At 72.8% G+C, this 22,775-nt stretch carries 21 protein-coding genes and 1 pseudogene; 11 read left to right on the forward strand and 11 right to left on the reverse strand.

The genetic code is table 11. The annotated features are described in order from the left end of the window. Positions 1 to 2 precede the first annotated feature (2 nt). The 5 genes and pseudogenes from AB5J73_RS24200 (at position 3) to AB5J73_RS24220 (ending at position 6,889) form a co-directional block, all read left to right on the forward strand. The gene (locus tag AB5J73_RS24200) at positions 3 to 3,254 is read left to right on the forward strand and encodes a hypothetical protein (RefSeq protein ID WP_370972508.1); all 3,252 of its coding nucleotides are present in this window, start codon (positions 3 to 5) and stop codon (positions 3,252 to 3,254) included. Between the two features lie 102 nt (positions 3,255 to 3,356). Continuing rightward, positions 3,357 to 4,244 (forward strand): serine protease, encoded by an 888-nt coding sequence (locus tag AB5J73_RS24205; RefSeq protein WP_370972510.1) that lies wholly within the window; start codon positions 3,357 to 3,359, stop codon positions 4,242 to 4,244. A gap of 376 nt (positions 4,245 to 4,620) precedes the next feature. Continuing rightward, positions 4,621 to 4,719, forward strand: a pseudogene (locus AB5J73_RS24210) (hypothetical protein); the annotation flags it as partial. 164 nt (positions 4,720 to 4,883) lie between these two features. Next, entirely contained in the window at positions 4,884 to 5,501 is a 618-nt protein-coding gene (locus tag AB5J73_RS24215) for an alpha/beta hydrolase (RefSeq protein WP_370972512.1), read from the forward strand. After that, a complete protein-coding gene (locus AB5J73_RS24220; protein ID WP_370972514.1) occupies positions 5,498 to 6,889 on the forward strand; it encodes a class II 3-deoxy-7-phosphoheptulonate synthase in 1,392 nt (463 codons plus the stop codon). The genes AB5J73_RS24215 and AB5J73_RS24220 overlap by 4 nt, the downstream gene beginning before the upstream one ends. 3 nt (positions 6,890 to 6,892) lie before the next feature. On the opposite strand, the gene AB5J73_RS24225 is transcribed toward AB5J73_RS24220, so the two are convergent. Further along, on the reverse strand, positions 6,893 to 7,675 hold the full coding sequence (locus AB5J73_RS24225) for an SDR family NAD(P)-dependent oxidoreductase (protein WP_370972516.1): 783 nt from the start codon (positions 7,673 to 7,675) through the stop codon (positions 6,893 to 6,895). Positions 7,676 to 7,761: 86 nt separating this feature from the next. On the opposite strand from AB5J73_RS24225, the gene AB5J73_RS24230 reads away from it, so the two are divergent. Then, a complete protein-coding gene (locus AB5J73_RS24230) occupies positions 7,762 to 8,607 on the forward strand; it encodes a helix-turn-helix transcriptional regulator (protein WP_370972518.1) in 846 nt (281 codons plus the stop codon). 103 nt (positions 8,608 to 8,710) lie between these two features. On the opposite strand, the gene AB5J73_RS24235 is transcribed toward AB5J73_RS24230, so the two are convergent. From AB5J73_RS24235 to pknB, 5 genes are all read right to left on the reverse strand, one after another. Continuing rightward, positions 8,711 to 9,961 carry a wax ester/triacylglycerol synthase family O-acyltransferase gene (locus tag AB5J73_RS24235; RefSeq protein ID WP_370973298.1) on the reverse strand — a complete coding sequence of 417 codons (1,251 nt, stop codon included), beginning with the start codon at positions 9,959 to 9,961 and terminating at the stop codon, positions 8,711 to 8,713. Positions 9,962 to 10,209: 248 nt separating this feature from the next. Next, entirely contained in the window at positions 10,210 to 10,911 is a 702-nt protein-coding gene (locus AB5J73_RS24240) for a hypothetical protein (protein WP_370972520.1), read from the reverse strand. A gap of 136 nt (positions 10,912 to 11,047) precedes the next feature. Then, positions 11,048 to 12,553 carry an SPFH domain-containing protein gene (locus AB5J73_RS24245; protein ID WP_370972522.1) on the reverse strand — a complete coding sequence of 502 codons (1,506 nt, stop codon included), beginning with the start codon at positions 12,551 to 12,553 and terminating at the stop codon, positions 11,048 to 11,050. 55 nt (positions 12,554 to 12,608) lie between these two features. Beyond that, positions 12,609 to 12,818 (reverse strand): hypothetical protein, encoded by a 210-nt coding sequence (locus AB5J73_RS24250; protein ID WP_370972524.1) that lies wholly within the window; start codon positions 12,816 to 12,818, stop codon positions 12,609 to 12,611. After that, positions 12,815 to 14,839 carry a Stk1 family PASTA domain-containing Ser/Thr kinase gene (gene pknB / locus AB5J73_RS24255; RefSeq protein ID WP_370972526.1) on the reverse strand — a complete coding sequence of 675 codons (2,025 nt, stop codon included), beginning with the start codon at positions 14,837 to 14,839 and terminating at the stop codon, positions 12,815 to 12,817. Before pknB ends, AB5J73_RS24250 begins: the two co-directional genes overlap by 4 nt. A gap of 103 nt (positions 14,840 to 14,942) precedes the next feature. On the opposite strand from pknB, the gene AB5J73_RS24260 reads away from it, so the two are divergent. The 5 genes from AB5J73_RS24260 to AB5J73_RS24280 all read left to right on the forward strand — a co-directional run bounded on the left by AB5J73_RS24260 (position 14,943) and on the right by AB5J73_RS24280 (position 17,708). Further along, positions 14,943 to 15,311, forward strand: coding sequence for an Rv2175c family DNA-binding protein (locus AB5J73_RS24260; protein WP_158104421.1), 369 nt, complete (start codon positions 14,943 to 14,945; stop codon positions 15,309 to 15,311). Positions 15,312 to 15,426: 115 nt separating this feature from the next. Next, positions 15,427 to 15,765 carry a hypothetical protein gene (locus tag AB5J73_RS24265; RefSeq protein ID WP_370972529.1) on the forward strand — a complete coding sequence of 113 codons (339 nt, stop codon included), beginning with the start codon at positions 15,427 to 15,429 and terminating at the stop codon, positions 15,763 to 15,765. Positions 15,766 to 15,771: 6 nt separating this feature from the next. Beyond that, the gene (locus AB5J73_RS24270) at positions 15,772 to 16,398 is read left to right on the forward strand and encodes a hypothetical protein (RefSeq protein WP_370972531.1); all 627 of its coding nucleotides are present in this window, start codon (positions 15,772 to 15,774) and stop codon (positions 16,396 to 16,398) included. A 33-nt stretch (positions 16,399 to 16,431) separates the two neighbouring features. Beyond that, positions 16,432 to 16,944, forward strand: coding sequence for a CGNR zinc finger domain-containing protein (locus AB5J73_RS24275; RefSeq protein WP_370973300.1), 513 nt, complete (start codon positions 16,432 to 16,434; stop codon positions 16,942 to 16,944). 128 nt (positions 16,945 to 17,072) lie between these two features. Further along, positions 17,073 to 17,708, forward strand: a complete 636-nt coding sequence (locus AB5J73_RS24280; protein WP_370972533.1) for a hypothetical protein — start codon at positions 17,073 to 17,075, stop codon at positions 17,706 to 17,708. A 42-nt stretch (positions 17,709 to 17,750) separates the two neighbouring features. On the opposite strand, the gene AB5J73_RS24285 is transcribed toward AB5J73_RS24280, so the two are convergent. The 5 genes from AB5J73_RS24285 to merB are packed head-to-tail and all read right to left on the reverse strand — an operon-like array spanning position 17,751 to position 22,759. Beyond that, positions 17,751 to 18,530, reverse strand: coding sequence for an LLM class F420-dependent oxidoreductase (locus AB5J73_RS24285; protein WP_370972535.1), 780 nt, complete (start codon positions 18,528 to 18,530; stop codon positions 17,751 to 17,753). Next, positions 18,527 to 19,453 carry a phytoene/squalene synthase family protein gene (locus AB5J73_RS24290; protein ID WP_370972537.1) on the reverse strand — a complete coding sequence of 309 codons (927 nt, stop codon included), beginning with the start codon at positions 19,451 to 19,453 and terminating at the stop codon, positions 18,527 to 18,529. Before AB5J73_RS24290 ends, AB5J73_RS24285 begins: the two co-directional genes overlap by 4 nt. Next, positions 19,450 to 20,922, reverse strand: coding sequence for a phytoene desaturase family protein (gene crtI, locus AB5J73_RS24295; RefSeq protein WP_370972539.1), 1,473 nt, complete (start codon positions 20,920 to 20,922; stop codon positions 19,450 to 19,452). Before crtI ends, AB5J73_RS24290 begins: the two co-directional genes overlap by 4 nt. A 1-nt stretch (position 20,923) precedes the next feature. Continuing rightward, on the reverse strand, positions 20,924 to 22,012 hold the full coding sequence (locus AB5J73_RS24300) for a polyprenyl synthetase family protein (RefSeq protein WP_370972541.1): 1,089 nt from the start codon (positions 22,010 to 22,012) through the stop codon (positions 20,924 to 20,926). A gap of 60 nt (positions 22,013 to 22,072) precedes the next feature. Continuing rightward, positions 22,073 to 22,759: an organomercurial lyase gene (gene merB / locus AB5J73_RS24305; protein WP_370972543.1), complete on the reverse strand. Its 687-nt coding sequence runs from the start codon at positions 22,757 to 22,759 to the stop codon at positions 22,073 to 22,075. Between the last annotated feature and the right edge of the window lie 16 nt (positions 22,760 to 22,775).

Consider the following 22,775-nt stretch of genomic DNA (forward strand, 5'->3'; position numbering starts at 1 on the left):
CGATGACCCAGCCGGAGGACGACCAGCCGGCCAGGTTCGTGAACTCGATCTCCGGCGAGGGCGACAACGTCCAGGTCGGATACGTGGCCGGCAACGTCGTCTACGGCACCGCCCGCGCGGCCAAGTCCTACTACTGGGGAACCGCTCGCCAACTCGCTCCGGACGAGCTCGTCGGGCGTGAGATCGAGCTGGCCGAGCTGGAGCGGTTTTGCCTGGCCGCCGACCCCGCGCCGTCCTACGCGTGGTGGCGAGCCGGCGCCTGGAGTGGCAAGACCGCACTGATGGCGTCATTCGTGCTGGGTCCCCACGAGGGGGTCCGGCTGATCCCGTTCTTCGTCCGGGCACTGGACACGGAAGCCGACGGCCGAGCGGGCTTCCTGGCCCAGGTGAACCTGCAGCTGGCGGAAACACTGGGCATCCCGCTCCCGGAGAACGCCGGCGCGTCGGGGTTCCCGGGTCTGCTCGACGCGGCCGCGGAAGCCAGTGCCCGCCGCGGCCGGCGGCTGATCCTGATCGTGGACGGGCTCGACGAGGACCGGGGAGCGGGGGAAAACGACGGAGCCGGGAGCATCGCCGTCCTGTTGCCCCGCCGGCCCGCCCACGGGATGCGCGTCATCGTCACCGGGCGGCCGAACCCGGGTATCCCGCCGGCGCTGCACCCGGACCACCCCCTGCGTGATCCCGCGATCGTGCGCGAACTCGAACCCTCGTCCGCGGCTTCCGCGGTGGAACTGGAAATGAAGGGTGACCTCGACCGGCTCCTGGGTGCGGAGGCGGGCGAAGCCCGGGACGTGCTCGGCTTGCTGGTCGCCGCCCGAGGCGGCCTCAGCCGGGACGACCTCGTCGCGCTCATCGGCCGGCGGGCGAGTTCGGTGCACCGGATCCTGGACAGCGTCGAGGGGCGGGCGTTCAGCCGGCGAAGTTCTCGATGGAACCCCGGCCGGACGGCGGAGGTGTACGTACTGGCGCACGAGGGTCTGCAAGCCCGGGCCGTGGGCCGGTTCGAACCGGACGAAGTGCCGGCCTATCGAGACCGCCTCATGGCCTGGGCTGACGAGTACCGGGATCTGGGCTGGCCCGCGTCGACGCCGCAGTTCCTCCTGTCGGGCTATCCGAAACTCCTCCAGGAGACCGGACAGCTCGATCGCCTGACCGAGTGCGTCACCGACCTGGCGAGGCAGGAGCGGTTGCTGGCGGTCTCCGGTGGTGAAGCCGCGGCCCAGGCGGAGATCACGGCCGCCCACGCGGAGGTTGCCGCCGCGGTCCAGCCCGATGTGGTGGGCCTGCTCAAGCTGTCGATGCACCGCGACGACCTGGAAGCCCGCAACGCCCGGACACCGGCGCGCTTGCCCGCGCTCTGGGCGCGGCTGGGTGAATTCGACCGGGCGGAGGCGCTCGCGCGTTCGGTCTCGGAGCGGGACCGGCGGGCCGATGCGGTCCTCGAGCTGGTGCCGGAGCTGGTCCCGGCCGGGCAGATCGACCGGGCCGAGCGGATCGTGGCCGACGTGGTCGACGAAGCACGGTTCCCGATCGTCAGGCAGCGTCTCGTCAACGAGGTCGCGGCCACCGGTGATCTTGCTCTGGCCACGGCGATCGCCGAAGCCATCGGGGACGCGAGCTGGCGCGCCCGGGCGCTGCTCGCCTTGGCCGCCCCGAGGCCCTTGACCGACGTGGCTTCGATGCTGGCCGCCGCCGACGAGATACCGGACGACAGTGCGAGGACGAATACGCGCTACTTCGTGGCTCGCCGGCTGATCGAGCAAGGGGACGTCGCGCGCGCGGTCGCCGTCGCCGAGCACTTCGATCCGCCACTTCGCGTCGACGTGATCGAACGGGCCGCGCGCCGGCTCCGGGACGATGGAGATCCGAAAGCGGCGGCCGGCATCGTTGCCGCCGCGGGGACGGCCGCGGAGGGAATCGTCTTCTCACTGGAGCTGGAAGACCTGGCACGGGCCGACCTCGAGCTCGCGAAGGAGAAGGTGTTCGGCCACGGTGAATCGAATCGCCGTGACGGTTACGTGTGCGATCTCGTCGAGCTGGCCATCGGGCAGGAGCGGGTCGGTTTCGCCGAATCGCTCCTCGACTTCCTTTCGCCCGTTTACGGCAAGCGTCCATTGCTCCTCGTTCTCGAGGCACTGGCCGCGCACGGCGAATACGAGCGGGCGATGGAACTGCTCGCGAAGAAGTCCGGGGAGTGGAGCGCCTACGTCGGTACGGAGGTTCGTGCGGCTGCCCTGACGGTGATCGCCGAAGGCCTGCTGCGGTCCGGCGACACCGCCATGGCGGAAAACTTGGCGCTGCGTGCCGAAGCCGAGGCGCGTGGCCTGGGTGGGGACCAGCGGGACGCACGTCCGTTCCGGCGCGTCGCCGACTTCGTCGTCGCCGCGCAGGACGTGCCCGCTGCCGAACGGCTCGCCCGGATCTTCCTGGCTTCGGGCGCGGGCCGGCACGGTTTCGCGGAAGTCGCCGAATTGCTGGCCCAGTCGGGCGAGGCGGAACTGGCCGAACGGGTGGTTTTGCGACTGGAGCGGACTTCGGCGGTGGCCGAGGCCGTGCTGCCCCTGCTCCGCCGCCACCGTGCCGCCGGCGCCGAAGAAAAAGTGCGTGGCATCGTCCGCGAGTTCGATGAACGCTTGGCCGGCGGTCCGCCCGGGGAAGTCGACGGGACTCGTCTGGTCGACTTCTATTGCGCCGCCGGGCTTCCGGACCAAGCGCTCAACCTCGTCTGGACGGTGGACAAGCCGTACCAACGCGAGCGCGCCTGTGCGGCCGTCATCAGGGAATTCTGCGCCGCCGGCCGGATCAAGCCGGCAGTCGAGGTCGTGCGGAGCGCGATCGGCGAGGGAACAGCCGCGTCCCGGCTGGCGGTAGCACTCGCCGAGGCCATGGGTGCCGCCGGTTACGGCGATGGCCTCGAAGTGCTCGCCGGCCTGGGCGTCGAGCATCCTTCGACGACAGCCAAGGCCTACCTCGAACGGTTGGCGGAGCACGACCTCGAACGGGCGCTGCACCTCGTCAGCACTTCAGTCAACGTCTACCGCCGGAGTTCGATGCTGCTCGCGATGGCCCGTCGCGTCGCGGAGCCCGCCCGGTCGCGCATCCTCGCTGAGGTGGCGCAGACGGCCGAGTGGCCGTCGATCCTGCCGGTCCTCCTGTCGGACGAGCACCCCGGCTTGACCGAGGTCGTCGACCAGTTCATCCGCCTCCAGGAGGCGCGAGCAGGTCTGGACCCCGAGGACGACCGACCCGCCTGAAGCGTTACGCCGAACGGCGGCTGTGCTCTGCGTACACGGACAACTACTTTCGAGTAGCTGTGCCGCTTTTGCGGCAATTCACTTTCGCGGAAGGTGGGTGTCTTGAAGCGCACGACATTCCGGGCCGCGGTCGTCACCGCCGTCCTTTCGCTCGCGTTCGCCCTGGTCGGTGTGCCCGCCCAGGCTGCCGCGAAACCCTTCTGGACGCCCGATGCCATGCGGGCGGCCGTTCCGATGGACAAGCTCGTCAAAGCGCCCGCCACCAGCCCGAAGGACGTGGCGAAAGGGCAGAGCGCGATCATCCGGAGCATCCCGAACGGCGGGGGTGCCTGGACCGGCGGCGGCAAGGTCACCCAGACCGCCGGGCGCGTGTTCTTCCTCTTCAACGGGCAGAAAGCGTCCTGCTCCGGCGACGCCGTCACCAGCGCCAACGGCAGTGTCGTCGTCACCGCCGGGCACTGCGTGAAGTACCAGGGCACCTGGCACACCGAATGGGTGTTCGTGCCGGGCTACAACAACGGGAACGCGCCCTACGGCCAGTGGGCCGCGAAGACCACGGTCACCACGCCGCAGTGGGAAGCCGGCGAGGACATGAACTACGACGTCGGCATGGCCGTCGTGAACCCGCTCGGCGGGCAGCGGCTCACCGACGTCGTCGGCGCCCAGGGCATCGCCTTCAACCAGCCGAAGAACCAGAGCATGTACACCTTCGGCTACCCGGCCGCCTCGCCGTACGACGGGACGAAGCTGATCTACTGTAGCGGGAGCACCTTCACCGACTTCCTGCTGACCAAGGACCACGGCATGAACTGCAACATGACCGGTGGCTCCAGCGGCGGGCCGTGGTTCCTGTCGTTCGACGAGAGCACCGGCACCGGTGTGCAGGCCTCGGTGAACAGCTTCGGCTACACCTTCCTGCCGGGCTACATGTTCGGGCCGTACTTCGGCGCCGACGCGCAGAACCTGTACAACCGCGCGCAAGCCGCGTGAGCACCGTCAGCCCAGGGGAGGACCTCCGCGTCCGGCCCCTGGGCTGACGTCTGCGCGTGTCCGGACTACGGCGTTTCGCCGTCGCCCACGGCCGGGCTCGAATGCGCGAGCCTGCGCGTCCCGCTCGACTACGCGCACCCGGAGCGCACCATCGAGCTGACGCTCTCGCGGCACGCCGGCGTCCCCGGCAAGCGGCGCGGCGTCCTGCTGATGAACCCCGGTGGCCCGGGCGGTCCTACGACGTCATCGGGTTCGACCCGCGCGGCACCACCTACAGCACGCCCGTGACGTGCGCGATGACGCCCGAGCAGCGGCCGGAGCGAGAGCCGTCTCGAAGCAGTGTGCTGAAGCGTCCACAAAGGACCTGCTGCCGCACATGGCGACCGCGAACACCGCGCGCGACCTGGACCGGATCCGGGAAGCGCTGGGGGAGCGGAAGATCTCCTACTACGGCGTCTCCTGCGGCAGCTACCTCGGCGCCGCCTACGCGTCGATGTTCCCGGGCCGCGGCGACCGGATCGTGCTCGACAGCGTCCTCGGCCCGGCCGGCCCCGGATTTCGCCGCGTGGGCCGCCGCCCGCGACGACGTCCACCACCTCGGGCGGACGCCGGCGGCGGTGACGGGCGAAGTTCTCCGGGGTGGCCGCCGTGCGCGGGCCGGAGTTCCGCCCGGACACGTGGAACGGGCGCTACGACGACGCGTCGTTCCCCGCCCTCGCCGCCGAGTGGGCGGGCACCGCGCGCGTCGCCGCGGGGCCGCTCGACGGTGACACCCGCGCGGCGCTGCAGCTCCAGGTGATCTGCAACGACTCGGACTGGCCCGAGCGGCTCGGCTACTACCGGCGCGCGGTCGAACGCGAACGGGAGCGGCACCCGATGTTCGGTCCCGCGGCGGCGAACGTGAACCCGTGCGCGTTCTGGCCGGTCGAGCGAGCCGAACCCCCGGTGCGCGTCGGCGGTCCGGGGCCGCCGAACGTGCTGCTGGTGCAGAACGAACGCGACCCGGCCACCCCGCTGCCGGGCGCGCGCGAGACGCGGGCGGCGTTCGGCGCGCGGGCGCGGATGGTGGCCGTCGGCGCGGGTGGGCACGGTGTCTTCACGCGGGACAACGCGTGCGGGAACGAGGCGGGACCGGATCAGCGTGCTCGCCGCCGGCCCGCCGGTCGTGGGCCGGAACCCCGGTTTCCCGCCCGCGACCTGGGGACGGTGAACCGGCCGAAGCGCGGAAGGGCCGAAACCTTATCCTGGTCTGCGTGAACTGGACTGTGGACGTCCCCGTCGACACACTGCCCGAACTGCCGCCGCTGCCGCCCGGTCTGCGGGAGCGGCTGGACACCGCGCTGGCCCGCCCGGCCGCGCAGCAGCCGGAGTGGCCCGACCCGGAGGCGACGCGCCGGGTCCGCGGGGTGCTGGAGAGCGTGCCGCCGATCACCGTGCCCGCCGAGATCGACCGGCTGAAGGACCGGCTGGCGATGGTCGCCCGCGGCGAGGCGTTCCTCCTGCAGGGCGGGGACTGCGCGGAGACGTTCGAGTCCAACACCGAGCCGCACATCCGGGCCAACCTGCGCACGCTGCTGCAGATGGCCGTCGTGCTGACCTACGGCGCGAGCCTGCCGGTGGTCAAGGTCGGGCGCATCGCGGGCCAGTACGCGAAGCCGCGCTCGGCCGCGACGGACGCCCTCGGCCTGCCGGTCTACCGCGGCGACATCATCAACTCCCTGGTCGCCAAGCCCGAGCTGCGCGTGCCGGACCCGGGCCGGATGATCCGCGCCTACGCGAACGCGGGCGCCGCGATGAACCTGGTCCGCGCCCTGACCGGCGCCGGCATGGCCGACCTGCACCAGGTGCACGACTGGAACAAGGACTTCGTGTCGGCGTCGCCGGCGGCGCAGCGGTTCGAGGCGCTGGCCAACGAGATCGACCGCGGCCTGCGGTTCATGAACGCGTGCGGCGTCACCGACACGTCGCTGCAGTCGACCGAGATCTTCGCCAGCCACGAGGCGCTGCTGCTCGACTACGAGCGTTCGATGCTGCGCCTGGACAACGCCGACGCGGCGAACCCGAAGCTGTACAACCTGTCGTCGCACTTCCTCTGGGTCGGCGAGCGGACCCGCCAGCTGGACGGCGCGCACATCGCCTTCGCCGAGCTGCTGGCCAACCCGATCGGGTTGAAGATCGGCCCGACGACCACGCCCGAGCAGGCCGTGGAGTACGTCGAGCGGCTCGACCCGCGCTCCGAGCCGGGCCGGCTGACGCTCATCGCGCGGATGGGCAACGGCAAGGTCCGCGAGGTGCTGCCGGCCATCGTCGAGAAGGTCGAGTCGTCCGGGCACAAGGTCATCTGGCAGTGCGACCCGATGCACGGCAACACGCACGAGTCGTCCACCGGGTACAAGACCCGGCACTTCGACCGGATCGTCGACGAGGTCCAGGGCTTCTTCGAGGTGCACAACAAGCTGGGCACCTACCCTGGCGGCATCCACGTCGAGCTGACCGGCGAGGACGTCACCGAGTGCCTCGGCGGCGCGCAGGAGATCTCGGACGTCGACCTGTCGGGCCGCTACGAGACCGCCTGCGACCCGCGGCTCAACACGCAGCAGTCGCTGGAGCTGGCGTTCCTGGTCGCGGAGATGCTCCGCGGCTGACGCTCAGGCGCCGGCCCCGCCGTCGACCGGCACGATCGCCCCGGTCACCATGGCCGCGCGGTCGCTGAGCAGCCAAGCGGCCGCCTCGGCGACCTCGCGGGGCTCGGCCATGCGGCCGAGCGGGACCGACGCGGTGATCCGCTCGACGATGCCGGGGGTCGCGGCTTCCCACGCGTCGATCATGTCCGTGGCGGTGCCGCCGGGCGTGAGGCCGTTGACCCGGATGCCCTGCGGACCCCAGGTCACGGCGGCGGTCTCGGTGAGGCTGTTCAGCGCCCGCTTCATGGCGCCGTAGGCGGGCAGGGCGGGGTTGGCGCGGCGGCTGCCGATGCTCGAGGTGTTGACGATCGCCCCTCCGCCGCTCCGGCGCATGAGCGCGGCCTCGGCGGTCATGGCCGTCCAGTGCGCGCGGAAGTTCACCGCGAACTGCTCGTCGATCTCTTCCTCGGCGGTCGTCTCCAGCGGACCGGGCCGCTGGATGGCCGCGCCGTTGTTGAACGCCCCGTCGAGGCGGCCGTGGAGCTGCTCGACGCGGTCGACGGCGGCCCGGATGCTCGCGGGATCGGCCAGGTCCAGCGCGACGGCGTCGGCGTGGCCGCCCGCGTCGCGGATCTCGCCGGCGATGCGCTCGAGGGACTCGGTGCCGCGTGCGGCCAGCACGACGGCGGCACCTTCCCGGGCGAAGAGGCGGGCGGCGGCCGCGCCGATGCCGCGGCTGGCGCCGGTGATGAGCACGACCTTGCCGGTGAGCAGGCCGATGGGTGCGGGGTGGCTGGTGTTCGTCATGGTCCCGACGCTGCCCCGCCCCGGCGGCCGGAGGCAGGCACAAGCCGTACCACGATCCGGCGGCACGCCGTCCCCATACTGGACGGGTGGACAAGCAAGAGCTCGGCGCGTTCCTCCGCAGCCGTCGTGAGCGGCTGCGGCCGCAGGACGTCGGCCTGCCCGCCGGGCCGCGCCGGAGGACGCCGGGACTGCGCCGGGAAGAGGTCGCGGTGCTCGCGCACATCTCCACCGAGTACTACGTCCGCCTCGAGCAGGGCCGGGCGCCCCGCCCGTCGGGCGAGGTCCTGGCCGGGATCGCCGGTGCGCTGCGGCTGACCGGCGCCGAGTCCGAGCACCTGCACGTCCTGGCGGGCACCGCGCCGATCCGGAGCGGCTTGCACCGCCGTGACGTCCGCCCCAGCATCCTCGCGTTGCTGCGGCGGCTGCCGCAGACGGCCGCCATCGTCATCTCCGCCACGTTCGAGGTGCTGGCGTGGAACGACCTCGCGGCCGCGCTCATGGAGGACTTCGCCGACGTCGCTCCCGAGCGGCGCAACCTCGCCCGCAAGGCGTTCCTGGGGCCGGCCGAGCCGCCGTACGGGATCTCCGACGCCGCCGAGTTCCGGCTCACCGTCGTCATGGAGCTGCGCGCCACGCTGGCCCGTTACCCCGCCGACCCGGCGGTGCGCGGGCTCGTCGAGGAACTGCGGGCGGGCAGCGCCGACTTCGCCCGGCTGTGGGAGCGGCACGACGTCCAGGCGGCGCCGGTGCTCACCAAGACCTTCCGGCACCCGGCCGTGGGCGAGGTGACCGTCGACTGCGACTCGCTCGACCTGCCCGGAGACGACCAGCACCTCGTGCTCTACACCGCGCCACCCGGCTCCCGCGGTGCCGAGGCGCTGGCGTTCCTGGAGGTGGTCGGCCCGGCGGCGAACCCGGCCCGGCGCGGCTGACCGGACCCCGGCCGCGCCCCAAAGTGGCGTTCGGTGCGTCCAGCGCACCCAATGTGGCGTTCGGTGCGTCGAACGCCACCAACGCCACATTGGGGCGCTTGGGTCAGGAGGCGTCGACCAGGCGGGCCGCGGACTTCAGCACCGCGTCGCGCAGCGAGCCGATGTCCGGCACCGCTTCGCCGTTGGCCTGGAGGCCGACGTGCACCGAGTCGCGGTAGGTGGCCACCGCGATGCCGACCGCGTGGCGCGGGGCCAGCGGCACGAACGGGTAGACCTCCGCCAGCCGGGCGCCGTCGATCGACAGCCGGGCCGGTGGCAGCGGGACCGTGGTGATGACCAGGTCGAACAGCATCGGCGCGGCCAGTCCCGCGGTGCGCGTGCCCAGCCGGTGCAGCAGCGGCGGGACGCGGTCGGCGAGCAGCGGCAGCGCGCCGGCGCCGCGGCTGGGGCCCGCCGCCTTGTTGCGGGTCATCGCGCGGCGCACCACGCGCAGCCGCTCGACCGGGTCGTCCTCGCCGACCGGCAGGTCGCACAGGTAGCCGGACAGCTTGTTGCCGCCGAGCCCGCCGCCCGCCCGGCCGCGCACGCTCACCGGGATCAGCGCGCGCAGCGTGCGGCCGTCGGCGCGGTGGCCGCGGTTGACCAGCCACTCGCGCAGCGCGCCGGACAGCACCGCCAGCACGACGTCGTTCGTGGTGCCGCCGTGGGCCTGGCGCACCCGGCGCAGGTCCGTCAGCGGCAGCCGCACGAACCCGAGGCGCCGCTCGGCGGACGTCGGCGCCGAAATGGGGGACAGCGGCGGCCGCGCGGCCCGCACGAGCGACGAGGCGATCCCGGCGGTTTCGTTCGCCTGGTCCCACGCCGTGCCCAGCGCGTCCTTCACCGTGTCCAAAGTGGAGCGCGGTGCCGCGCCCGGCCGGCGCTGCGCCGGGATCCGCTCCGGCAGCTTGACGCCGTCGAGCAGCCCGGCCGCGACCGCGTACGCCCCGGCGCCGTCGGTGAGCGCGTGGTGCAGCTTGAGCAGCAGCGCGAACTTGCCGTCCGGCAGCCCGGTCACGAGGGTGAGGTCCCACAGCGGCCGGGCGGTGTCGAGCGGCTCGGCGATCCACTGCGACGCGTACGCCGCCAGGGGGTCCGGTTCGTACAGCGAGCTGAGCACGACGTGGTGGATGTGTTCCGCCGCAACGAATCCCGGGTCCTCGGTCCAGCTCGCGGAGCCCGGCGGGAACAGCTCCGCGCGCGCCCGCTGGCGCAGCTTCGGCAGCCGCGCCGCCCGTTCGGCGAGGGTCGCCGTCAGCGCCCCGGCGTCCACCGGGCCGCGGGCGGTGAACGTGAGCACCGCCCCCATGTGCATCGGGGAGGTTTCGCTTTCCAGGCAAAGGAAAGCGACGTCTAGTGCGCTGAGCGGCGAGGCTGCCATGAGCGACCTTCCCTGGTTCGCGGGTGTGCACGGCCACGTGCGTCAGGAGGAGGGGTTCCACTGCACCAGCCCGACGTGACGGCCGGGTGGTCGAAGTGTTTCCACGACGCTAACTACTCACCCCGTTCATCCATTCGAGATACCCCGGGCCGCGGTGCCCGGGGTCACAGATCAGCTGGTGTTCACTCACCCGGGGCGGGTTCGGGCTGCTCTGCCCGCACCACCGAGGTCCCCCATTCGGGGGTCAGTGCCACTTGCTTGCCGACGCGGCGCACCGGCAGGCCGTTCGCCTGCCTCTTGCCGAGCCCGGGCCAGATCTCCGCGGCGTCCTTCGCGGCGGCCCGGATCGCGCCGCCGTCGAGCGTCGTCCGGGTCTCCGGGATGTTCCGGTCCTTCCACTGCACGACGAGCTTGAGCGGGCCGGCCGGGGGCAGCGGCCACAGGAACACCTCGTGCTCGACGGCGAAGCGCGTGCCGCCGACCGCCTGCGCCCGCAGCACCGGTTCTTCCGGTTCGGACGCCGACGGCACCGAGACCGTCTCCGAGCTCGCCCGGCTGCCGTCGGCGTAGAGCACGCCGAAGAGCAGCCCGTTGTAGTCGGGCTTGCGCCGGTGGTCGATCAGCCCCTCGGCGGGGTCGTCGACCAGGCTGTCCCGGGAGTAGACCGTGACGCGCAGCGTGAACGCCTGCGGCCACACCTCGACCGAGCGCAGCGCCACGATGGTGCGGTCGGACCGGCCCAGCGGCTGCGCCAGCGGCAGCACGGCCGGGACGATGTACTCGCGCGGGGCGTCGGTCCAGTGCCGGCCGTTGAACGCGTACAGCTCCTGCTCCGGGACGGGGAACAGGGGACGCTCACGGGGACCGCCGGTGAAGAAGCTCATCGGACGGCCCGCGACACGCAGTCCGGCACCATGCGCCCACGGTAGGACAACATCACGGGAATTGCCGCCCCCGATCGGGCGTACGGCCCTTGCTTCCCGTGATCCGGGACACAAGGGCCGTACGTTCCGTGACGCGTCAGTCGCTCAGCTTCAACTCGCCGTTCTTCCGCGCGGCTTCGTCGAGCTCCTTCTCGGCCGGCTTGCCCATGGCGTCCATGAGCTGCCGGGCCAGGCCGAGACCGGTTCCGCCGAGGGACAGCGCCTTGGCGAACATGTCGGACATGCCGTCGGCGCCGTTGAGCACGACCATGTGGTCGACGTTGCCGAACGCGCTCGCGCCCGCCTCGACGATCTCCGGCCAGCGCTCGGCCAGCTGCTGCGCGACGACGGCTTCCTGGTTCTCCGCCAGCGCCGCCGCGCGCGCCTTGATGGCGTCGGCCTCGGCGAGACCCTTCGCCCGGGCCGACTCCGCTTCGGCGAGACCCTTCGCCTTCGCGGCCTCCGCGTCGGCCAGGCCGCGCGCCTTGGCCGCGGCCGCCTCCGCTTCACCGGTCGCCCGGGTCGCCCCGGCCGCCGCCTCCGCGCGGGCCTTCGTGGCCTGCGCCTCGGCCTCGGCGGCCGTCTTCACGCGGGTCGCGTCCGCTGCGGCGCGCAGCTCGGTCTCCTTCGCCTCGGCCTGCGCCTTCGCGATCGAAGCGTCACGGGCGGCGTCGGCCGTCGTCCGCGTGTCGTACGCCTTCGCGTCGGCCGGCTTGCGGACCTGCGACTGCAGCCGCTGCTCGGCCAGCGCCGCTTCCAGCTCGGCGGCGCGGGTCTCCTGGACGACGACCTCCTGGCGCGCGGTCGCCTCGGCCAGCGGACCCGACTGCGACGCCTTCGCCCGCGCCTGGTCGACCTCGGCCTGGTAACCGGCCTGCTGGATCTGGCTCTCGCGGACCGCGGCCGCCTTCTTGGCCGCGGAGACCTGCTCGACCTCGGCGGCCTCCTGGTCGCGCTGCGCCTCGGCGATGCGGGCCGACGCGGCGATCGCGGCGGCGTGCGGCTTGCCGAGGTTGTTGATGTAGCCCGACTCGTCGTCGATCTCCTGGATCTGCAGCGAGTCCACGATCAGCCCGAGCTTGATCATCTCCGTGGCCGACGACTGGCGCACCTCGCCGGTGAGCGCGTCGCGGTTGTGGATCATCTCCTCGATGGTCAGCCCGCCCACGATCGAGCGCAGGTGCCCGGAGAACAGCTCGTGGATCGTGTCGTTCATGCCCTTCTGCTGGTCCAGGAACCGGCGGGCGGCGTTGGCGATCGAGGCGAAGTCGTCCCCGACCTTGTAGATGACGACGGCCCGCACGGTGACCGGCAGCCCCTGCTTGGTCACGCACGAGACCTGCAGGTTGACGCCGCGGGTGTCCAGCGACAGCCGCCGGGCCGTCTGGAAGCCGGGCAGGACGTTCACCCCGCGGCCGGTGATGATCTTGAAGCCCAGGCTGTCCGCGGTGTCCGCGCGGTCGACGCGGACGCCGAGCCCGGAGATGATCAGGGCTTCGTTCGGCTCGGCGACCTTGTAGAGCAGCCGCAGGATGCCGAAGATCACCACCAGCGCGACGATGAGACCACCGACGGAAACCAGCAGGATTTCCACGAGACTCATGGCACCGACCCCCTCGCTCTTCTGTTGTGGGTGTGTTGGTGCCCCTTCGACGCCGTCAGCGGCTCAGCGGTTGCCACCGTTCGACATAAACCGTCCGCGGGGGTTCGAAGTCCACCACGAGCACCTGCGTGCCGGAGCGGTACGTCTCGTCCGGGTCGGCCGGGTAGGCGTAGAACGCCTCCGTGCCGCCCCGGACGTTCAGCAGCACCTCGCCGACGAGGCCGGGGCCGATCGTGCCGGTGACCCGGCCGCGGCTGCCGATCACTGCCCGAAGCCCTTGAGCTTGACCTTGGAGCCCTTCTGCACGAACGTCCCCGGCTGCGGGTCCTGGTTGAAGACGAAGTCGAACCCGCCGCCGTTGCCGCGGCCCCGGCCGCCGTCGCGGTCGGCCTTCAGCCCGGCCTGCTCCAGGATCTTCTGGGCGTCGTCGAACGAGCGGAACCGGACGTCCGGCACCTGGACGGCGTTGTTGACGAAGACGCCGATCCGCTTTTCCTTCGCCTGCGAGTTGGCCGGCGGGTCGGTCCGGGTGACGGCGCCGCCCGGGACGTCCTGCTTGAACTCCTCGCCCGCCTGGAACGGCTCGAAGCCGGCCTGCTGCAGCAGCTGGAAGGCCTCGTCCTTGCTCCGCCCGGTGACGTCCGGGACCGGCGGCAGCGGGATCGGGCCCTTCGACACGATGATGGTGACCTGGCCGCCGATGTTCAGCTGGCTGCCGGCGGCGGGCTCGGTGCGGATGACCGCGCCCTGCGGGACCTCGGCGTCGTAGTCGTCGGTGCCGCGGACCGGGGTCAGCTGCGCGGTCTTGATCGCGTTCTCGGCGTCGGGCAGCGCGGTGCCCGGCCGGACGTCCGGGACCGCCGGGCGGCCCTTGGACAGCACCACCGACACCGCCGAGTTCGGGGCCAGCGACGTGCCCTCGGCGGGCTCGGCGCGCAGCACGGTGTTCGACGGGACCGAGTTGTCGTACTCCTGGCTGAACTGCGGGGTCAGCTTCACCGCGCGCAGCGCGTCGCCCGCCGCGGCCTGGTTCAGCCCGACGAGCTTCGGCACCGTCGCGGTCTTGTCGCCACCGGTGTCGGTGAGCATGAAGACGAACGCGGTGATCAGCCCGCCGAACAGCAGCACCGCACCGGCGACGATGGCGATGAGCTTGCGCTTGTCCTTCGGCTGCTCCGGTTCCGGCTCGCTCCGGCGCCGCGGCGGGGCCGGCCGGACCGGCGGGATCTGCTGGGTGATCCCCGGCGGCGGGGTGCCGGGGTGGCTCAGCGCCCGCGTCGCGTTCGGCCGGTGCACCGGCATCGTCTTCTCGCCGTCCGGCACCTGCGGGATGCGCGGCAGCGTGCGCTCGGTGTCGGCGACGTCGCCCCGGCCGCGGGCGACCGGGATCGGCACCGTCACCGGCAGCAGCCCCAGCTGGGCGCGCACCGCGGTCAGCTCGGTGAGGAACTCGCCGGCGTCGGCCGGGCGCTGCTCCGGGTCGCGGCGGGTCGCGCGCGTGATCAGGTCGTCGAGCTCCGGCGGCAGGTCCGGGCGCAGCAGGCTCGGGCGCGGCACGTCGTCGTTCACGTGCCGGTACGCCACCGAGATCGCCGTGTCGCCGGTGTAGGGCACCTGGCCGGTCAGCATTTCGTAGAGCAGGATCCCGGCCGAGTAGACGTCGCCGCGCGCCGACGCCGCGCCGGTTTCGACCTGCTCGGGGGAGAGGTAGGCGACCGTGCCGAGGATGACGCTCGAGCTCGTCGTGCCCGCGCTCGCCACCGCCCGCACCAGGCCGAAGTCCGCGACCTTCACCGCGCCGCCGGTGTGCGGGCCGGACCGGCCGATCAGCACGTTCTCCGGCTTCACGTCCCGGTGCACCAGCCCCGCCCGGTGCGCGGAGGCCAGCGCCGACAGCACCGGCTCGGCCACGCTCAGCGCCAGGGCGACGTCCAGGGGACCGCGCTCGTCGAGCAGGTCGCGCAGCGTCCCGCCGTCCACCAGCTCCATGACCAGGAACGCCAGCCCCGACTCCGCACCCTGCGGCAGGTCGAAGCCCTGGTCGTGCACCGCCACCACGTGCGGGTGGTGCAGCTGCGCCGCGGACTGGGCCTCGCGCACGAACCGGTCGACGAACGACCGGTCGTCCGCGAACCGCGGGTCCATGATCTTGATCGCGACCGGACGGTCCAGCCGGGTGTCCGTCCCCCGGTAGACGGAAGACATTCCGCCGTGGGCGAGCAGCCGGTCCACCCGGTAGCGGCGCTCGAGGAGCGTGCCGACCAGGCTGGGATGGGTGCGTGTCACGGGTATGGATCGTACGGAACCGCACACGCCTCGTGGAGGAGACCTCGCGGGTCACCCGTGCGCACTAGCGGGTGAGGGGGCCGAATGTGGCACAGTGTCACCTGTGAGTGGGATTCCTGTCGCCGACGACGTCCTCGACACCGCTATCGCGGTCCTCCCGTTGCCCGAGGTCGCGAAGGCTCTGGGGACTTCGGCCAACAAGGTCCGGCAGATGCTGCGCGACGGACAGCTGATCGCGCTGAAGCGCGGCGGCGAACTGTGCGTGCCCAGCGACTTCTTCGTCAAGGACGGCGTGGTCAAGGGCCTGGCGGGCACCATCACCGTGCTCGCCGACTCCGGGTTCAGCCGGACGGAGATGCTGCGGTGGCTGTTCACCGCGGACGACAGCCTGCCCGGCAGCACCCCCGTCAACGCGCTGCGCACCAGCCACGGCACCGAGGTCAAGCGGCGCGCGCAGGCGATGGCGTTCTGACCTGCGCAGATAGCTGAGCGCGGCGGCTGCTTGGACCGCCGCGGCGACGCCGAGGCACGCGGGGAGCGACCAGGCGGCGAGCGGACCGGCCAGTGCAGCTCCCGCCGCCAGCCCGGTGATCTTCACGCTCGCCGCCGTCGTGAACACCTGCGCCCGGACGTGCTCTGGCGCTTCGCGGTGGCGGATCGCGAACAACGCCGTGAGCTGCGGACCTTCGGCGAACCCAGCCGTCGCCGCGGCCAGGACCAGCAGGGTCACGCCGTCGGCGCTCGCGGCCAGGACGGCGCTGGCGGCCAGGACCAGCGTGCTCAGCCACACCGTCCGGTCCGGCGCCCACGGCAGCGGTTTCTTCGCGAAGACGGCGTTGGCCGACAGCGACGTCACGGCCAGGACGGTCAGCAGCAGGGCGCCGTCCGCCGGGCCGCGGAGGTGGGCCGCGCCCAGCAGCGGGTAACAGACGGTGACCATACCGATGCCGGCGCAGGAGAGCGTCGACGCGAGCGTCGCCCGCCGCAGCGGGACGTTGCGGACCAGGACCGTGAAGCCCTCCCGCAGGTGGGTCCTCGCCTTCCGGCGCTTCCTCGGCAGGGACCACGCCACCGGCGCCGCGACGGCGACCAGGGCGACGGCCACGACGAGCCCGGCCGGCCCGCCGAGCAGCCCCGCGATCCCGGGCCCGGCCAGCGCGGCGGCGGTGAAGGTGAGCGCGTCGAGCCGGCTGGCTTCGTGCAGCCGGGGCCCGGCGACGGCGGGCAGCTGGGCGGTCCAGCCGCCGGCGATGGCCGGATTGAGCAGGCCGGTCGCGGCCGCCACGGCGACCACGACGGCGAGCGGCAGGTGCCCGAAGGTGGCGGCGACCAGCGCGATCCCGCCCGCGTACCCGGCGAGGGCGGCGGCGAGCAGCCGCCCCGGCGCCGGACTGCGGTCGAGGAAGGCCCCGAACACCGGCCCGCCCACCGCGGCGGCCGCGGTCAGCCCGGCGAGCAGCCCCGCCCCGGCGTGCGGCCCGGCGGTCAGCCCGAGCAGGAGGAGCGCGGGACCGGACAGCTCGTCGCCGGTCCGCGCGAGCGTCGCACCGGTCAGGTAACGCCTTAACATGAGCAAGACGTTACAGTGGGGCATGGCATTTCCGCACCGGGATTCCGTGCAGCGCGCGGTCGACCTGCTGAACGTCCTGCTCCCGGACCCCGATCCGGCCGCGGTGGCGCGCGTCCTGCGCGAGCACGGGGAAACCGACGTCTCGGACGTGGACGTGGCAGAACTGCACGCGGCGGCACTCGAGCTGCGGGAGGTGTTCGCGGCACCCGACGTGGCGACGGCGGCTTCGGTGCTCAACGCGCTGTTCGCGGCGTACGCACGCCCGCCGCGACTGACCGACCACGACGAGGGCTACGGCTGGCACCTGCACGTCGACGCGGCGGACGACGGCCCGTGGGGCGCGTGGCTGGTGACGTCGTCGGCACTGGGGCTGGCTTCGCTGCTGGCCGAACGCCAGGACGTCCCTGGCGGCCTGTGCGCTTCACCCTCGTGCGGCAGGCCGTTCGCCCACACGGCCGGCGGCAGCCCCCGGAGGTTTTGCTCGCCCCGGTGCGCGACGCGGGAACGGGTCGCCGCACACCGGGCGCGGTCGTGACGCACTGAGGTCATCAGCCCCGCCGAGCAGGGTCTTTCGGCCTGTTTTCGTTGCGGAGGGTAACAACGGCTCGGAGTGGTGCGACGACGCGAGGGAACGTGCCGGCGATACCCCGAATCGAGAACCGCATGACCTTCCCCGCAGTCCAGCCGCCACCCGGTCCGAAGAAGCGCCCCAAGTGGCCGTGGATCGCCGCGGCGGTGGGTGCCACCGTCCTCGTCGGCTCGATTTCAGTCGCCACCGCGCCGAAGCCGGCGCTCACGGCCGACGCGACTTCGGAGCTGACCACCCCGCCAGTCCGCACCACGGATCCGGTCGCGGCGGCCGCCGAGAGCTCCGCCGCGAAGGCGAGCTGGGAAGCCCAGGAAAGCCGGTACTCGGAGGCGGCCAAGGCGTCTTCCGCGGCCGCCGAAGAGTCTTCGAAGGCGGCGGCCAGTTCCTCGGCCGCGGCCGAGGCCCAGCGCAAGGCCGACGAGGAAGCCGAGCGCAAGGCGAACCGGATCACCTATGGCGTCACGACGACCGGCTCGGGGATCTCGATGGTCACGTACATGAAGCCGGGGTTCAACATCTCCCAAGAGACCGGCATCCGCGGCAAGAAGTGGTCGAAGACCATCGATCCCGACGGTGACACGCTGGGCATCAACATGAACGCGCAGAACGCCGGCGGCGGCACGATCACCTGCCGGATCACCCGCGGCGACGGCCGCGTCGTCGCCGAGAACAGCAGCTCCGGCGCGTACGCCGTCGTCAGCTGCGGCTGACGGTGGTCGAGGCCGGACCGGCCTCGACCACCTCGAAGCCGCTCAGCTGTTGGTCTTGTCCCGCCAGGCGATCCACTTCTCGAGCGCGCCCAGGTCGTAGTCCGGGCCGCCCACGCCGACCGTGAACGTCGTGACGCCCAGGTCCAGGAGCTTCGGGCCCAGCTCGTCCGGCTCGCCCTGCACGCCGCACGAGCGCTCGATCTCGGCCGGGTCGCGGCCGACGTCCGCGCAGTGCTGGTCGAGGATCTTCACCTTGCGCTCGACGACCTCCGGGTCGCCGAAGCCGTGCCAGATGTCGCCGTGTTTCGCGACCAGCTTCAGCGTCTTCTTCTCGCCGCCGCCGCCGATGAGGACCGGGATCTTGCGGGTCGGGGCCGGGTTCAGCTTGCCGAGGCGCGACTCGATGCGCGGGAGCGACTCCGCGAGGTCGTCGAGGCGGCCGCCGGCCGTGCCGAACTCGTAGCCGTACTCGTCGTAGTCCTTCTCGAACCAGCCGGAGCCGATGCCGAGGATGAGCCGGCCGCCGGAGATGTGGTCGACCGTGCGGGCCATGTCGGCCAGCAGTTCGGGGTTGCGGTAGCTGTTGCAGGTCACCAGCGCGCCGATCTCCACGCGGGACGTCGACTCCGCCCACGCGCCGAGCATCGTCCAGCACTCGAAGTGCAGGCCGTCGGGGTCGCCGTACAGCGGGTAGAAGTGGTCCCAGTTGAAGACGATGTCGGCCCCGAGGTCTTCGGCGGCCGACGCGGTGCGCCGGATGCTGTCGTAGTCGGCGTGCTGCGGCTGGAGCTGCAGGCCGATCCGGATGCGTCGTTCGGTCATGATCGCAGCCTACGACCGCCCCGGAACGTTTCGCGCGCCCAGACCGCGGCCAACGGGGGTAGTGCGACCACCAGCCTGCGCGACTTCGGCACCACCGCGCGTTTTGTCAGGATGTCGTAGTCCAGCGCGACGATCTCGTCGAGGATGCCCTGGTACAACGTCAGCGCCGTCCGCACGCACGGCCGCGATTCGGGGCGCAGCAACGGAACCCCGGCTTCGGCTCGCCGGTACACCGCCCGCGTCCGCGCGACGAAGTACGCCAGTGCCGCGCGGATCCGCGGGTCGGGCCGCCGCTCCTCGAGCAGCGAACGCGAGACGCCGAACGCGGCCAGCTCGTCGAGCGGCAGGTACAGCCGGCCCCGGTCGAGGTCCTCGCCGACGTCGCGCAGGAAGTTCGTCAGCTGGAACGCCTCGCCCAGCGCGATCGCCCCCGGCACCGCGTCCTCCGCCGGGCCCACCGTGCCGAACACCGGCAGCATCTGCAGCCCGATCACCGCGGCCGAGCCGTACACGTACTCGCCCAGCTCGGCGAACGTCGCGAACTCGACCGGCGAAAGGTCCATCCGCATCGACTTCAGGAACGCGGCGAACAAGTCGCGCTCGAGGCCGTAGCGGCGCACGGTGTCGGCCAGCGCCACGAGCACCGCGTCGTCCGGGGTGCCGCCGTCGAAGACGACGTCGACCATGGCGCCGACGCGGTCGAGGGCCGCCGCCGGGTCGCTGCCCGGTACCGGGTTGTCGACCAGTTCGTCGGCCATCCGCGCGAACCCGTACAGCGCGTGCGCCGCCGGGCGGGCCCGGGCCGGCAGCAGCCGGGTGGCGAGGAAGAAGGTGCGCCCGTGGTGGGCGTTGATGCGCCGGCACTCGGTGTAGGCGGCCCGCAGCTGCGGCGAGCGGATGCCCGCGGCGTCGAGTTCGTTCACCGGCCGGTGATCCGTTCCGCCGCCAGCCGACCGGAGATGAGCACCGGCGGGATGCCGACGCCGGGGGTGGTGCCGCAGCCGGCCAGCACGACGTTGCCCGCCGCGCGCACCAGGTTCGCCGGCCGGAACGGGCCGGTCTGCGTGAACGTGTGCGCCAGCGAGAACGGCGTCCCGGCCGCGAGCCCGCGCGCCGCCCAGTCGGCCGGGGTGATGGTCTCGTCGACGGTGAACTCGTCGCCGAAGCCGGTCAGCCCGCGGGCTTCCAGCGTGCGGAGCAGCTCTTCGCGGTACGGCCCGCGCAGGCGGCCCCAGTCGACCCGCCCGCGGTGGGTGTTCGGCGCCGGCGCGAGCACCGAGACGATCTCGCCGCCCCGCCCGGCCAGCCCGGGGTCGGTCGCCGTCGGGCGCGTGACCAGCAGCGACGGGTCGCTCATCAGCTTCCCCTCGCGGATGATCTCCGCGAACGTCCGCTCCCAGGCGCCGCCGAAGAAGATCGTGTGGTGGCCGAGGTCCCACTTCCCGGTGGTCCGCCCGTGCAGCACCACCGCGGACGGCGAGTAGCGCAGCGGCACCGGCCGCCGGGGCCGCGCGCCGATCAGCCGGTACGCCGTCGACAGCTCGGTGGCCAGCACGACGGCGTCGCACGCGATCCGCTCGCCCGAGCGCGTCCGAACCGCCCGCACCCGCGAATTCACCCGCTCGAGCCAGGCCGCTTCGGTGCCGAACCGGACCTCCGCGCCCGCCCGCGCGGCGGCGCCGGTCATCGCCCGGCCGATCTCGCCCATCCCGCCTTCGGGGTAGTAGACGCCGCCGACGGTGTCCATGTAGGCGATGACGCCGTACGCGCCGATCGCGCGCGCCGGGTCGAGACCGGCGTACAGCGACTGGAAGGAGAAGAGCCGCCGGACCCGCTCGTCCAGCAGGTAGCGGCCGATGCGCGGGCCGAGCCTGCCGAACCCGCCCAGCGCGGCGAGCTTCGCCAGCTCGGGGCGGGCCAGGTCGGCGGGCGAGTCGAAGTTCGTCCCGATGAACCGGTCCCGCTGCACCGCGTACAGCTCGCTCAGCCAGCGCCGCAGCGCCCGGTAACCCGCCGCCTCGCGGGCCCCGGCGAAGGCGCGGATCTCGGCCTCCATCGCGTCGCCGTCGGTGTGCAGCGCGAGGGAACTGCCGTCGGCGAAGCGCGCCCGGTACGCCGGGTCGAGCCGGGTCAGGCGCAGGTTCTTGACCAGCGGTTCGCCGACCGCGGCGAAGGCCTCTTCCAGCAGTTCCGGCATGGTCAGCACGCTCGCGCCGGTGTCGACCGCGTTGCCGTCGAAGCTCTGCTGGCCCGCCCGGCCGCCCGGGGTGTCGGCCTGCTCCAGCAGCGTGACGCGCCGGCCGGCGCCGAGCAGGTGCAGGGCCGCCGAAAGCCCGGCCAGCCCGGCCCCGATCACGACGACGTGGTCGGCCCGCCCCTCGATCGTCCGCACGTCAGTACGTCCGCTGGGTGGCCTTGACGACCAGCCCGGTCAGCGCCTCCGGCGCGGGCTCGGCCAGGTGCGCGCGCTCCAGCGCGGCCATCGCCGCCGTCGTCAGCTCGTCGATCCGCCGTTCGACCGCGTCGACCGCGCCGACCTGCTGCAACGCCATCCGGACGGTCTCGACGCCTTCGTCGGAGAGGTCGGCGTCGCCGATCGCGTCCGCGATCACGGTGGCCGCGGCCCGCTCGTCCTTCTCGGCGGCGAGCTGCAGCCCGAGCGCGACCAGCAGCGTGCGCTTGCCCTCGCGCAGGTCGTCCCCGGCGGGCTTGCCGGTGACCGACGGGTCGCCGAACACCCCGAGCAGGTCGTCACGCAGCTGGAACGCGACGCCGACCTCGCCGCCGAACTCCAGCAGCGTGGCGATCAGCTCGGGGGTGGCCCCGCCGAGCGCGGCGCCCAGGTGCAGCGGCCGCTGGACGGTGTAGGCCGCGGTCTTGAGCCGGTCGATCTTGAGCGCGGCCTCGACGGAGGCGTCGCCGGTGGCCTGCGTGCGGACGTCGAGGTACTGGCCGGCGAGCACCTCGGTGCGCATCGCGCGCCAGGCCGGGCGCGCCGCGGCGAGCGTCTCGGCGGGCAGCGGCGCGTCGGCGAACATGTCGTCCGCCCAGGCCAGCGCCAGGTCGCCGACCAGCACCGCGGTGGCCAGGCCGAACGTCGCGGGGGAGCCGAGCCAGCCCTGGTCGGCGTGCAGCTTCGCGCCCGCGATGTGCACGGTCGGGAAGCCGCGTCGCGAGTCGGAGGAGTCGATGAGGTCGTCGTGGATCAGCGCGCAGGCCTGGATCAGCTCGAGGCTGGACACCGCCTGCAGCACGCCCTCGGCGTCCGCGCCCGCCGGGTCGCCGCCCGCGCCGCGCCAGCCCCACCAGGCGAACGTCGGGCGCAGCCGCTTGCCGCCGTTCAGCACGAACCCGCGCAGCGCGTCGATGCCGGCGGCCACCGTCGGCTCGGTTCCCAGGATCTCGGTGCCCGCCCGGTCGAGGAACCCGGCCAGCGCCCGCTCGACGTGGGCGGGCAGGTCGGTGTCGGCGGGCGCGTTCATGCCGCCATCCTCGCCGAACCCGCGGGCGCGCGGGCCGCCGGGGCACCCGGATGTGGCGAATCAGACTCCGGCCGTGGTGGCCCAGAACGACCCGGTCAGGCCCGCCTCGGCGAAGTAGGCGGCCGCGCTGCCGGGTTCACGGCGCCGGTAGCCGCGCTCGAGCCGGCCTTCGTACCAGCCGCGCGCGAGCCGCCACAGCGTCACCAGGTCCAGCACACACCCCTTGTCCTGCCCGGTTCCCGCGAGCCAGGCGTCCACACAGGACTCGCAGCAGAACAGCCGCTGGTTCGCACACGTGTGCAGCACGTCGTCCCACATCCGCGCGGCGGGCACGAGGAAGTGCGCCACCTGCGCCCCCTCCGGTGGCCCGGCGCGGTCCACGACCAGCGCGTGCGGCTGGCCGCAGCCGGGGCAGCGCGTCGCGATGAGCACTTCCGGCTCGTCTTCGACCAGGTGCGGGATGGCGAAGGAGTCCCACGCGCAGCCGCCCCACCACAGCGTGTGCGAACCCATCACGGAGAACCCGAGCGGCCGCGCGGCGAAGGGGTGGGCCAGCACGACGTGCTCGTAGTCGTCGAGCACCAGGTGGTGGGCGTCGGCGAGGCGGTGCAGCGCCTGCTTCGCGACGGCCAGCGAGCCGCCCGCCGCGCCGGCCAGCTCCGGCGCGGTCGGTGCCCGGCCGTGATCGGCGAAAGCGTGGTAGACCGCGAGGCGCACGTCCTCGTCCCAGCCGGTGTCGTCCCGCACCCGGTCAGCTTAGTCC

Source organism: Amycolatopsis sp. cg9, from assembly GCF_041346945.1.
Taxonomy (GTDB): Bacteria; Actinomycetota; Actinomycetes; order Mycobacteriales; family Pseudonocardiaceae; genus Amycolatopsis.